Source organism: Massilia sp. YIM B02769 (genome assembly GCF_030411995.1).
In the GTDB taxonomy this organism is placed as follows: Bacteria; Pseudomonadota; Gammaproteobacteria; order Burkholderiales; family Burkholderiaceae_D; genus Telluria.
Genome location: NZ_JASNRC010000003.1, coordinates 483,204 through 496,602, shown reverse-complemented (window position 1 = coordinate 496,602; position 13,399 = coordinate 483,204). Strand labels below are relative to the sequence as shown.

Below are 13,399 nucleotides of genomic sequence, written 5' to 3'. Positions count from 1 at the left end.
GGAACGTAGCGTCATTGTCTCAGGTTGCGGCACCGGCGGGAACCGGAGCGGCCGAATTAATCAGCGTCTCCCTAGCAAATGCTCAAAACATTAACGAATCGCTGCTTGTAACGGAAGCAACTCCAAGTGTGCTCAGTTCTTATCGATACAAGCCATAAGAGTAACGAAACCTGTGCCTCTTTAGCCATACCATATTCCGCCTTCGATTCCATGTACTAACTCGAAAACGCCTTATCGCAACGGAAATCATCGACACAGCCAATAAGCGCCAGCTCGAGCAAACCTGGAGGCACCCAAGGGATCTCACATGCTAAATTTAGGGATTAGGAGCGGCTTTGATATCAACGCCTAATTAGCTATTATGGGCGAACCGAATTCCATAATCAACTACTTACGGCAATGTCAAAATATTCTAAATCGCTCATCGTATTTTAAATTGCCGCGACAAACATATCGCCTAACTCAAGCCCTCTCTATAAAAACCCTCCATTTATAACGCAAAAATCTGAGCAGCCAGTACAACGATCTCTGCGTTGTACTGCTCAGAAAACGTCAACTGGCATAACGCACCAATTATTTTAGATACTAGCATCAAGCAACCAGCTTGAATGTTCAGAGATTTTCGTAATCTGAGATTTGCTCAACACATCATAACCTCGATCACGTATCAATGCTGGAGATGCCCATATCAAATCTTTGCAAAGATTATCAACGTTGAGAGCCTGCAACTCCATTCCTTGTTCAGGAGTAGGTACCAACGAAAACAGCTCAGCAATTAAAACTTCGTAGCATTTGAAGTAATCAGACCAACGTACACCCTCAATCCGAGTACCAATTCGCTCGAAGGCAGGAGCCCTAAATTTCTCTGCCGATAAAATTTTTGTCTCAATTAATTCTTCATAAAATTCTCGCCAAGGCGAGGTTTCTCGACCAGTCCCTTCCAAGTACCACTGTAAGAAGGGCACTGTAGCCTTCCAAGGCACCATTACCCGCAGATCGCCCATGCTGTCGGGATCTATTGGAAATTTTTCGTCGTCCTTGATCCCTAGTTTTTTGAGCTTGGCTTTAGCATCACGATAAATTTTCAAAACGCCGCCAACAGGCTGAAATTGATCAATCCTACGCCCTTTTACCAATAAAAATTTGTCGTCCATTTCTATTCGCACCAATGCTGAAATAGAAAATCTCACATCGACGGCATCGCTCAGACCCTTTGGTATGGAAAGATTAATCTTACTAAGCTCACCAGTTACCGCAAGCTGGGTGCCTTTATCAGCGTTTCCCTCATTAAGGAAAAATTTGCTCGCCGCCGAAACGCCCCTTTCAAAAAGATCGTCTTTTTCTTTCCGGCTAAGGCTGAATTGTGTTGTTGATACTGAGCCAGGATCAATCTCGATCAAACCTCCTACAACACTTGATTCGACGTCATAGTTATCTCGACCATCAAGCATGGCCCCCACCATGCCTGCGATATAATTTTTAAGTCCATCCGGTGCAAAGCTCATCGAATCGGGATTTGATCGAAGCCGAAGTCCAAGCGTCTCACTCACGTCAAACAATGAGATAGGAAAGTTGCTCAAAACACCACCATCTACCATAAGATGCTCCCCAAGCCGCTTAGGCTCGAACAGGAATGGAATGCTCATCGACATTCGAACAGCCTCTGCCACCTCCATTTGAGGATAATTATTAGCATCAAACACAACAAGAGTACGTTCGGTCAAGTCGGTTGCAACTATGCGCAACGTTTTCTTACAATCTTTAAAGAGGCGAACTTTCTTCCTTTTAAGCAGATCATGAATCCAATCTTGAAATTTCTGCCCTCGATAAAGCCCCCTTTTCCGATAGAGCGCCCATGGGCCCCAGCCAGCGCTGTCAAGAAAACTATTAAAGTCAACACTCTCTAAGATGACCCTCATTTCCGAAGCTGAATATCCGGCCGCATATAGAGCGGCCACAATTGCGCCAGCTGATGCGCCGCCAACTGCCTCAAAACCTATCCCCTGCCCTTCTATTACTTCTAGAGCTCCAACAAGCGCAATCCCTTTAACCCCACCACCCTGAAAAACCGCATTGCGATACATAATCATTCCTTTTAACTATTAATCCCGATTGGCATCTCAACAACCAAAAGAATACTTTCAATGGTTTCTCAATCCGTAGGCGTCCAACAGAAAACTTTAGCAATGCTTGCAGAGCCGGTTCCCGGCTACCACCTTCGATTAGACTCACATTGAGAACCAAAGAACCGCCAATTCCTATTTTAACATCGAAGACTCAGAAACTAATTTACGGCGGGAAAAATTTCTGGCTATGAGCACGGCATCCAAGTATCATGCTCCTGTCGCGACTACGAACGTCGCCATGCATACCTGAGAAGAGATATGGCAGAAATTTTCACAACTGGATTACGATTACTAAACTCGCGGTATCGCCTTACAGCACGTGTGGCTGCAAATAAGAGCTGCGAAACCTGGATCGCTCGTGATGAGGATGAACACCCATTCCTGATGAAAGCCTGGTCAGCAGTGCAGCATGACCCACTGCTGAGAGCAGTATGGGACCAAGAGTTGCGGATGTTATATCGAGTTTCGAGCTCACCAGGTGCCGACGAGTGTCTCCTTGTAATTAGGGAAGCACAGCTAGACAGTGACATCGGAGCATTCGTTCTTCTGGCCGAAGGCCCGGGATATGACTTGTTATCCGCCCAAATTCACGCGCGCTCCTCATGCGAATGGCTTAAGCCCTCTGCTATGAAACAGCGAGAGCCCCGACAAGAACTATGGAAAGGTTTCAAGAGAATAGCGCAGGCAATTCATGCACTGCATGCCCAGCAAATTATTCATCGAAACGTCTCGGCGGATAGTATTTTTCTCGCTGCCACTGAAGGACCGGCGACGATGCGCCTTGGTGCATTTGAATGGAGTGTCCGTGTTGGTGCAACACCAAATACCAGCCCAGATCACGGTTGGGCCGTCCCACCCGAAGTGGCCGAAGGCAAGAGCGGATATATTTTCGATAGCGACTGGTATGGTTTTGGTACCCTGCTAGCACGTTCATTTTTAGAGGTAGAAGGTTGGCGCGATCGGTCATCAAAAGAATTGAGCACTCTGCTAGAAACAGAACTATTCAGAACCTCAATTTTGACAGTAAAAGAACGTGAGCTTATTAGGCGATTGCTCACGAAAAAACCAAATGAACGGCTTCGGTTTGGTGAAGAAGTGATTCGCCTTATTGTAGAGATAACACGCGATCTTGCAATGCCAGTTGGATCTGAAAACTTACGATCGCCATTACAACTTGTTGTCTCGCCAACGCACTCATCAGTCATAAACGCCATCTCGGCTCACGGTTTTCGCGCAAATCCGGAAGATCCCTCTCAGGAGTATAGCCCAAGGAATCTTGCTCACGTTGCGCAACTAAAAGATTTTATTCAGAACGATATAGCGGAAGGGTTGCTTTATCCATCTTTAACAAGAGATCACTGCATTTTGATGGGTCGGCAAGTTACGTACCGAATCCGACAATATAAAGACAACGATGCTAGCGCCGCGTCGTGGGATTTTGCGCAGATCTCACAAGTCACATCACTATCTATCGGTGATCAAATGGGGCAACCAAGTTCTTTGCTTGGACGGCCACTTAATGTATTAATACCACGTGATGTAATGCATGCGCGCGGCCATCCAAAACAGTCTTGGGAGAAAATAATTCCGTATCTTGAGGAGGGCTCAAAATTAGCAAAAGGGATATCCAAGTTTCATGATTTCTTGCGCGCAACAAATCAACTTGAACTGTTGTTCCGAGATGGCGAGATTTGCGCCTATGAACTGATAGAGCACTTACCTGCTGCGGCAAATTTCGAAAGAATCGCACTACGGGAGCGCACCCGAGATCGGCCAATTTTACCCTTCTGCAAAGTTGATGGAGGAATGGTAAAAATGCTTCAGCGGGAATTTGACAGCGGAAAAAAGAACAGTAAGCAAGTTATTCTCTCGGACACGGACTCGCTACTTGTACCTGGCGTAAACACTCGTATTGACCCATGGACAATCGAATCGATCGACTTTGACAACAACATCGTTACTTTAGAGCGCGCGAAGGCACCTGATCAGAAGCCATTTGTGTTGCTGGGGTACCTTCGCACATATGGACAATATGCCCAGGTAACGTTGATACGACGTAGAACAGGGGCAATCGAACGTTTACATGAACATTCATATCTTTTGCGCGCGTTAGTTCAGCCGGGCATGGTTTATATGGACACTGCCGCTGCTTCATTGCCATATATGGATGGGGTAAAAGAACTCGACGAAAGTAAGCTTGCAGTTATAAAGGATGTCCTAAGAGTAAGGCCGATATATGCGCTTCAAGGGCCTCCCGGCACAGGAAAAACAACACTCGTTGCTCATCTTCTTCGCCAGATTCTCGAAGACGATCCTGTCGCGCAAATTTTAGTAACTGCGCCGGGGCATAGTGCCGTGGATGTTTTACGAGCAAAAGTGCGTGACGAAGTATTTGGCGGCGATCTGCTACAAGAACGTCCAATCTCTGTTCGCCTTCGGTCGGAGAAGCAAGATGGCAGCGTGCCTGAAGGGTCGGCAAAACAAGTTGCGAATGATATGCTTACTGGACTTGCGGCCCAGTTGGGAGATTTGACATCTCGAACCCAAGTTCAAGACGAGTGGCTCGAGCTTATAAATCGCCTAACATCGATGCCTTTAAACGAAAACGACCAGCGCGCGTTGTCAGATATTGAAGAATTGGTCAAGCGAAGCGCGAGCATTACTTATTGCACAACAAGTGCTGCTGACTTAGAAGCGCTCGCGGACGGCAATCAGTCGTTTGATTGGAGTATTGTAGAAGAAGCCGGCAAGGCGCATGGATTTGACTTAGCTTTACCTCTTAATGCTGGGCATCGTTGGCTCCTGTTAGGCGACCAAAACCAGCTTTTGCCCTATCAATTCAAAACATATTTACTTGGGATTGATCATCTTGCGGATGTGGCGCAAGCATTGAGCAAGTTGCCAAGTAGAGAACTAGTTGATATGGAATGGATACGGAGATGGAGCGACTATCCGGATTCCGAACGTGATGAGTTTCAAAATCTTTGCAAAAGCTGGCTTCCTACCTTTTCCACACTTTTAACACAACTACGCGATCAAATTCACGGGGAACCTCGGCTTACTGTTGCTGAATCCATTGGCGCCTCTGCAGGCCGATTAGCGGTTCAATATCGGATGCACCCAGCTATTGGCAAAATTATTTCTAATGCTTTTTATCCCGACTTCGAAGGCATTCGAAATGCCACGGAAGACGAAGACGGAAAGCCTACCTCCGAAGTAATTCATGACTTAGTTTATCCTGAAGGATTAGCTGGTAAAGCCATTTGCTGGATTGACACCCCCTGGAGTCAAAGGAACGGAGACTATCAAGAGTGCGGACGCGATGATGGCCGCCCACGATATACAAATCCAATGGAAGCACGAGTCATTAGCGCGTTTCTTGAGAGCCTAAAGCCGATTGCACAAGAGGAAATTGCTGTTCTATCTCCGTATAGTGCACAGGTTTCGATATTGAATTCTGATGCAGAAATTCGGAGAATTCGGGACGCTCGTCGCTTAAGATTCCGCCAAAGTATTCGAGAAGAAGATGACGACACGAGAGAAGATCGTGTAGCGCATACTGTCGACTCATTCCAAGGAAACGAATCTGATTTTGTAATTGTTTCCTTGGTCCGCAACAACTCCGATTTGCCTGGACAAGGGTTAGGCTTTCTTGCTGACTCGAACAGGCTGAACGTGCTATTGTCTCGTGCTCAAAAGTTGTTAGTTCTCGTTGGAAGCTGGCAGTTCTTTTACGAACAAGTATCACTCGTTAATGAAGACAATACTTATGATCATCTTTGGCCTTTGCATAAAGCGATTAAATTAATAGAAGAGAGCTTTTCCGATGGGACAGGTATAAAAATAAAAGCCGAAGATATTTTACGAAAGTGAATCGAGATGGACGTTTTAGTTCCCGTTGACCGGTATCGTGTGGATTACGAAGTTGGAAGTGGATCACCATTTTCCGAGCTTGATTTTATTGTACTAAAAGCGATTACTCTTGAAGGTAACCAAGATCTAGAAGGTTTAGCTTCAAAATTATATTTGCCTAAACGCTTACTGATTGAGTCATTAGTGGGGTTAGCGCGCGCCGGAAGGATTGCAATTGGCGGTGCTGGAGCTAGTTTTGTGGCAACTCAACAGGGGATTCAAGCTGTAAAAGATGACTTGTTGCCAACTCCGGAAGAAATTGACTACAGACGTGGATATGTGCTCGTCGATAAGTTAGCAGGGCGGATTTGCTCGACACGCGATGTTACTTATGTTACGGCCAGAAGACTAATGGATGACGGAATTTGGGATCGCGCGATCAGACTCGAGCGGTCCCCGCATCTTCCACGACTTGATGGAGGTCAAGTAAAACATCTGTTGCAGCGCGACAAGAGAAAGGAGTGGATACGATGGGTTGGCGATCCTTTGCCTCAACAGCAGGCGTGGCTTCACATTCATATTGATGAGGTAGAAGGCAGAGCAAGTGGCATACCTGAGATATGGAGAAGTGGCCTAACTCCTTACATTGAAAATATTGCTCGCTCTAAGCTCCCCGCTTGTACTCTTGACGCAACAGGGCAATCATCAAAAGAAAGTGATGGCGAAATAAAATTTGCCTGGCCAGCGAGTCTTAAAGATTTAAAGTTAATAAGGACTCACAGCGAGCACGTCGAACTGCTGTTTACAGCACTGCGCGAAGCAAAAAGCCAAGTCCTAATTGCGTCTGCTTTTGCGAACGCCGCTGTAATATCAGGCGAACTAGCGGAGTCGATTAAGTCTGCTGTTAGTCGAGGTGTCCGAGTGGATTTACTTTGGGGCTACTCCACGGGAAAAACAGCAGACGAACAGAACCGTACTCTTGCTGCGTTAAAGACTCTACGAAAAGAGTGTGCGGGACAAGATTCTTTACGGTTTAATGATACTCCAACTGGATCCCATGCTAAATTGCTTGCTTGGGACGATGATGTTGGATTTAAGGTTTCGATCGGCTCGCACAACTGGCTCTCGAAAAAGATATTGCCGCGAGACGGCGAACCGCCTTCGGCCGAGCTTTCCATTGTTTGCTCACACTCTGGTATCGCTTCTGAAGTTTGTACAACGATTGCAGGACTTTGGTCTGCGCCGCAAAGTTCGTATAGCTCAATCTCCGACTTATGGCATCATACCGCCGCCTCCCTAGAGCGTCAGACAATAACATCTCCGCTTTCGGTAGGCGAGCCTGATCTGCAGAATGAGGGGGCCTCTGTATGCTCATATCTCGAAAATATAGAGAACGTTTACTTACGACAAGTGCGCGATCAGGAACATGAGGTCCTTATGCGGGACCTGATACTTGGAGCAAAAAACCGAATAGCTATTACCTCTCATAAAATTGGAGCCAAAGCAAAGATTCGCATCGAGCCTCTCCCTATTTACTTAGAAACCCCTCTTGAAAAAAACTTAGAAATTTTAGTTATTGGTGACGAGAACTTAATTGAGGATCCTGAGATCCTTAAATCCATTCAAAAACGTGTGGAACTCGCGGGCGGTAAGTTTTTTATAAAATCTAGCATTCACGCAAAGGTTATAGTTGCTGATGATACAGTGATAATTAGCAGCTATAACTTTCTTTCTGCCGATCCTTTTAGCAACGCGTCAGACTCGCGTGAAGTTGGTCTCTATATCAAAAGTAGAGAAATGGCTGACATCATATGGGCTTGGATAGTGCAAGAGTCCGTTCGAGGTGGGAGTGGGCCGATTTAACTTGTCTCGTTTGGTTGCGATCGCTGCGACCTAGCGGTACTCATAAGCAGCTATGCACACCGTACTTCAGCGTAAGGCATAGGTATAAAGCTCCTGCCATAAGATCTTCGTGCCTCTCTTCTCCCCGTGCAGGCGTGTCGTCTCAACGATGTCTTCCTAGAGGCTCTGCTAGCCGTTCATAAGCAAAAATATGGCGGCTAGGCCAAACTGTTTCTGGTGTGGCTGTTTCGCTGTCCCTTTACTATTGATAAAAAGCGTTATCGCTAGTACGGCCGAGCTCGAGACATGCAAAGCGACGCAACTCGAGTCACTGGTCGTGGAAAGGTACAGCCGCAGCGGTCGCGGCCACTACCTGCGGTTGCGTGCCCTTTTCGTTGCTACATACTAGGAACATTGACTCTAGCAGTAGCGGATCTAAACGAGCAAAGGCTACGCAAAGCTAGCAAGCACCTATTGGAGGACATCGGCGGTTGAGCTGAAAGTACGCGTCCCTGTCCTGCAGCACCGCATATCGTTATCTGTCTGCTGTCCCGTCTCGTCCCGGTTGCCTTTAACGGCATATTGAAAGGTGTTCAGTGACATCCAAGCTCCCCCTGACTGCGTGCCAGCCTGCTCCATCGAGTTGCCTTACCCCTGTCCAGTTCCAACAGTTGGCTGAAGTGCCTGCGGCGACTGCCTGGTTCGCTAACATCGACAACGCACGTACGCGTCGTGCATATGAAAGCGACCTGCGCGAGTTCATGACCTTTACCTGCATTGACGATCCGGCACACCTCCGTAGTGTCAGCCGCGGCCATGTGCTGGCTTGGCGTCACGAACTTGAACGACGGGCTCTGAGCGGTGCGACGATCCGCCGCAAGCTGGCTGCTCTATCGTCACTGTTCGACTATCTATGCGATTCCAATGCCGTGACGGTCAATCCGGTCGAGGGCGTAAAACGCCCAAGGATAGAAAGCACGGAAGGAAAGACCCCAGCGATCGGAGATCATCAGGCGCGCGCTTTGTTGAATGTGGCAGATGCATGTACTCTTCGCGGTAAGCGCGATCGCGCGATTCTGGCCACCCTGCTGTACCACGGCCTACGTCGCGCCGAGCTGTGCGCTTTGCGCGTGGGCGACATCCAAGAGCGCCGCGGCGTGAAGCATTTGCAGGTCCGAGGCAAGGGCAGCAAGATTCGTTATGTGCCGCTGCATCCAGGCGCGGCCGGGGCAATCGCGGCATACCTCGAGTTCGCTGGTCATAGCGGTGACGTGAACAGCGCACTATTCCGCTCAATCAGCAACAACACACGTAGCCGGACAGCGTCGATCACACCTGATGGCGTCTACAAGATGCTGGCAAACTATGCGAAGGCGCTGCAGATCGACGTTGCCGGCTTCGGGCCGCACGCACTGCGTGCGACGGCGGCGACCAATGCCCTCGACAACGGGGCGGATATCGCCAAAGTCCAGGAATGGCTGGGTCATGCGAACATCGCAACAACGCGCGTCTACGACAGGCGCCAGAGCCGTCCCGAGGACAGCCCGACGTTCAAAGTTACTTACTAAGGCAGCGCTAGAGCGTGAAATTCAGGCCGCATTCTTCCAGTCATCAACCTCCCAGCGCCTCACCTCGACTGTTAGTATTTCGCTCAAGCCTTACCGCCCACCCACAGTCCTCGACACAAAGACATGACTCACATGACTCGGAAAATCCTTGGGAAGCGCGATTGCTCCTGCGCAATCGGCCAAGGCAGTTGACCGAAACGTCAAGTCCGCAATGCTCCAAGGTTCGGTGCAATACATCGTCCCTGCCTGCCGAATCTGTCCAGTCATCCCATAAACGCCCATTGTTTGAGTCGCCGTCATAGGCAATGCTGGCCACGCTGACTTTGCATCCCAGCTGGAAAGCGCTAAACTGATTTGCGACCGAAACGACCCCACATTGCTTAGTAATAGCTGGCTGCACTTGTGGCACAATGGAACCACTCGAGGAAACTATGACCCTACCCGCCCAACTCAGACGTATTGGACGTCTTGCTATCGCCCCGATTAAAGGCTTTTTCTGCTTGAAGACGAGGACTACTCCTCTTTACTTTGATCCTAAGCGCACCACCTTCTTGGCTCACTTGAAAGAGCTAGCTCGCCAAGATACCATCCTTTATTTTGAGCCCTTCACCAACGCAATCCAGTGCTTTCGTGAAGAGCGCGCCAAAAATTGGGAAATTAAGTAATACTGCTAATCTCTGCTTTCTACTGGATGCATTCCATGCGAGCACCTAGAGGTCGGGAGCGTCCGGCACGGAGATTAGATTTCCTATATTCGTTAACATATTTTATGCGCGAGTTGTAAGGCACATGCCAAGGTGTTGGGGCACTTAAAGTGCCGCCAACTCAGCCAGCTAAAAAATTAGTGGCGGATGATGGCGGCATTCCAATCTACATAAACAGCAATTTCATGATACCTACGCGCCAAGTTCGTGGAATGCTTAAGTTGTAATTTCAAGTTCGCAGAACTCGACGGATTTCTGCTACCGGCCAGGCTAGTCGACCGTTGACCCGCACCGGTCGCAAAGGTCCATTTTCGGAACAGGCCCATGCTCGCAATGTTTGCGGCTTTCGCCCCAAATGATAGGCCGCACATGCAGTATCTACATGGGTTCGTCGCTCGAACTCAAGCGACGTAAAGGCCACCATGTATGAACGTTCATCATACTCATTTTGTGTAGCCCCCTTTTGTTGCTGATTCATTTATTACTCCTGTAATTCACGTGCAGCAACGGTTCCGTAAGGTGAGAACAATGTCGCGCCAATACATGCCTTAAAAGCACCAAGCTGAGGACGTCAACTTCACGATTTGAACATAGAGTCACTTGAAACGATACGCTTCGTGCTCAGCCTGGTCCCGACAGCTTTTACATAACCTGTCTAAGTTGACGCTCCAGCCAACGCTTAAACATAGCGCGCTCCGATACATCGGCAAAATCGTTAGTCGTTACGTTCAAGGATTTGGAAAACAGGACTCCTTCGCCAGCGATGTAAACGCGCCGATACTCTTTTAGCTCCTCCAATGACATGGTTTTAATCTTTTGTTGGATTGCCGCAAATATTTTTGTATCTTTGGGGGCTCGATCCGGATATTGACTCAGATAACCCCTTGTCTCTTCTGTATTGTTTGGCTTTTCAGAATTAATTAATTCTTTATATACTCGCGACGCGAGAGGACGTGCCCCGCGTGCTTCTACCTTATTAGCAGCCAACTTGACTTTCTCCGGTCCCCAGCGGCTCATCATATCGTGCGCCTTTACTCGATCGTTGCCGTCCCAGCATAAAACCCCTCCTTCGTTCGTAGGGCGTGTCAACGCTTCCTCCTGCGGAGCTCCAGCCTGAGCACCCTGCAGCGTTAGAGGCGTAATTTCAACGTTCTCAGAGGTATCTCTGCTTCTACTCTTTTGAAAAGGTATTTGCTTGTTCTTTGCTTTAGGTGGCGAAATTCCGCCATGTTCGTGGCTGAATCTCCCCAAATCAATGGCATTTTCTTGCCATTCAATTGGTTGAAAATCGCCTTTAACTGAGGCCAGCTCCTCTGACCAGTCTTCGACCAGCTTGAGATTGACCCGATAATAAAGTCGTTTTCCCACAAGCTTCTCCTCTATGAAGCCACGCTCACGCATTACAGCTCGAGCAGTTTCTTGAGCCGATCTGGATAAGCCTGCCTCCCATTCGAAACTTTGCTCAGCCCGGCTGCACGGCGGTAGTAATTTACCGTCTGGTCCACGTTTGGCATCTCGACGCTTGTACCACCACTCTCCCGGCCCTTTTATATTTTGCCAATAGGCAGCTACTGCCAAGAAGGTCGCCGCCTGCAACCCAACTTCTCTAATCCAGTTCCCGTAAAGAGGAATAAAGAACCCTTCGATATTTTTTCGAGCGTGACTCCGCTTGCTATCTTTATCTAGCATTTCATTTCTTACCAAAGTTGAGCTGAGTTTGAAGGCGTACGCCATCGTCTTCTCGCAATTTTTGCAAGATTTGGCGGACTCGACGCGGAGTTACGTTCAAACGTTGGGCGAGGTGGGAAACAGACTTTCCACTGACAAAGGCTGCAATATCCAGAAGTTTTTCTGCGCCTGAAGGAGCTAGCACGGATGTTTCATGCTCAAACTCATCCTCAACAGGTACGTGCAAAGCTTCAGCAAGGCGACGCGTTTCCTCACCTACAGCATCGCTGCGGTCGAGGGAAACTGCATAACGATGTGCACCGATCTGTCTACGCATTCGCTTTCGTAGGTGACCGAATACGAATTGGAGGAGTGACGCCCTCGCCTGGTCGTACTCGTTAAATTTCTCTAAAATTATGAGACGTGCTTCTTGGACGATATCGTCCAAAGGCATGCCGACCTGGCTAGCAAGGGCGGCAAGTCGATCCATATGCTCGTCAGGAAATTTGACGGCGAGATCGTTCAGTTCATCTGGTTCAGTGGACATATGTTCCTTCTCGACAAAGGGTAGCTATCGCTAGGAAAACGTAATTACTGGCTCTGCGCGATGAAGCGGACATGCCACTCCGGCCCGGTCGCACGCCGGGTAAAACGATTTGTCGAAGGTGAACGCAGTCGCGGAGCCGATCGCGGATGAGTTGCTGGCAGGGATGGGTCGAGAAAAGGAGACGAGAACGTCCGTAGAAGCACTCTAGAAGCGCTAGCTCTTTGTCGCTGGCGTTATAAGCAGGCTGAGCAAAGCCCAGTAGCCGGCAAATAGGCGACTTACTTGTAGATGCAGACACTCAGCATAAAGTGTCTAATTCCGAAGCTTTGCGGGCAGGCGCCTATGAAACATTAAAGAACCTGCCCGATTGATGGGAACAACAATGCCGCAGAGCGACGGGTAAAGTTTAAAAGAAGGAACCATAAAAAGCAATAGTATTTTTTATCAGGAAATACTCTTTATGCTTTGGGAACCCATTTAATCTACGACTTCGTAAAGTCGGCCTGCATGTCAGTTCATCAAAAGCACGACCGGCAGGCCGAATATCCGTATAGTTACTCCGTTCGATTGGCTGGCTTATAGAACGAAAGCGACGCCGGATCGTTGCCTAAGTACGATCGGTCTTCCAGGAGTGCTTCGAGCGACTCTGGATTCGAGACTCGCGCCCTTCTCTCCATGATGATCTTCATCCCCTCCCGAAGCAGGTCCGGCCAAATTACTGGTATAAAAGTGTCGCCCAGCCAAGTCCTGAGAGAGTAAGTTTCTCGTTCGCCTGCTGCTCTGAAACAAATGGCTGACATAGGAAAAACAATACCGTCACTGTTAGGGACAAATTTATGATGCCTAAGTGGATGATGACAGTACATCCAACTGAACATGTCCGAGATGTGCCAACGACTCGGGAACGCGAAATACACATCGCTTGAGCCAAACTCAAAATCTACCCCCCTCAGCCAAATGTTCCCCACCATTCCCTCATGAAAAGATTCACTCAACAGCCCTTGTGGAATTGCATATGAATCCGTTCGCACTACAGGGCATCGGTTTTTAAAATGCTCTAAAGCAACATGATCGACAGCCGTTTTTTTATTC

At 48.4% G+C, this 13,399-nt stretch carries 7 protein-coding genes; 4 read left to right on the top strand and 3 right to left on the bottom strand.

Translation table 11 applies throughout. The features are described 5' to 3' along the window. Window positions 1-578: 578 nt before the first annotated feature. Complete coding sequence (locus QPK31_RS07300; RefSeq protein WP_290422270.1) at window positions 579-2,084, bottom strand: patatin-like phospholipase family protein; 1,506 nt, start codon at window positions 2,082-2,084, stop codon at window positions 579-581. 300 nt (window positions 2,085-2,384) lie between these two features. On the opposite strand from QPK31_RS07300, the gene QPK31_RS07295 reads away from it, so the two are divergent. From QPK31_RS07295 to QPK31_RS07280, 4 genes are all read left to right on the top strand, one after another. Continuing rightward, entirely contained in the window at window positions 2,385-5,999 is a 3,615-nt protein-coding gene (locus QPK31_RS07295) for an AAA domain-containing protein (protein WP_290422269.1), read from the top strand. A gap of 6 nt (window positions 6,000-6,005) precedes the next feature. After that, window positions 6,006-7,841, top strand: coding sequence for a phospholipase D-like domain-containing protein (locus QPK31_RS07290; RefSeq protein ID WP_290422268.1), 1,836 nt, complete (start codon window positions 6,006-6,008; stop codon window positions 7,839-7,841). Window positions 7,842-8,416: 575 nt separating this feature from the next. Next, window positions 8,417-9,388 (top strand): tyrosine-type recombinase/integrase, encoded by a 972-nt coding sequence (locus QPK31_RS07285; protein ID WP_290422267.1) that lies wholly within the window; start codon window positions 8,417-8,419, stop codon window positions 9,386-9,388. Between the two features lie 431 nt (window positions 9,389-9,819). Next, entirely contained in the window at window positions 9,820-10,053 is a 234-nt protein-coding gene (locus tag QPK31_RS07280) for a hypothetical protein (protein ID WP_290422266.1), read from the top strand. A 681-nt stretch (window positions 10,054-10,734) separates the two neighbouring features. Here the strand turns inward: QPK31_RS07280 and QPK31_RS07270 are convergent. Then, window positions 10,735-11,826, bottom strand: a complete 1,092-nt coding sequence (locus QPK31_RS07270; protein ID WP_290422265.1) for a hypothetical protein — start codon at window positions 11,824-11,826, stop codon at window positions 10,735-10,737. Next, the gene (locus QPK31_RS07265; protein ID WP_290422264.1) at window positions 11,783-12,307 is read right to left on the bottom strand and encodes a hypothetical protein; all 525 of its coding nucleotides are present in this window, start codon (window positions 12,305-12,307) and stop codon (window positions 11,783-11,785) included. Before QPK31_RS07265 ends, QPK31_RS07270 begins: the two co-directional genes overlap by 44 nt. Window positions 12,308-13,399: the final 1,092 nt, after the last annotated feature.

Bases quoted from the DNA above. Each gene is read 5' to 3' on its own strand.
- QPK31_RS07280 (WP_290422266.1), top strand. From the start codon at position 9,820: ATGACCCTACCCGCCCAACTCAGACGTATTGGACGTCTTGCTATCGCC.
- QPK31_RS07290 (WP_290422268.1), top strand. From the start codon at position 6,006: ATGGACGTTTTAGTTCCCGTTGACCGGTATCGTGTGGATTACGAAGTT.
- QPK31_RS07300 (WP_290422270.1), bottom strand. From the start codon at position 2,084: ATGTATCGCAATGCGGTTTTTCAGGGTGGTGGGGTTAAAGGGATTGCG.
- QPK31_RS07295 (WP_290422269.1), top strand. From the start codon at position 2,385: ATGGCAGAAATTTTCACAACTGGATTACGATTACTAAACTCGCGGTAT.
- QPK31_RS07265 (WP_290422264.1), bottom strand. From the start codon at position 12,307: ATGTCCACTGAACCAGATGAACTGAACGATCTCGCCGTCAAATTTCCT.
- QPK31_RS07270 (WP_290422265.1), bottom strand. From the start codon at position 11,826: ATGGCGTACGCCTTCAAACTCAGCTCAACTTTGGTAAGAAATGAAATG.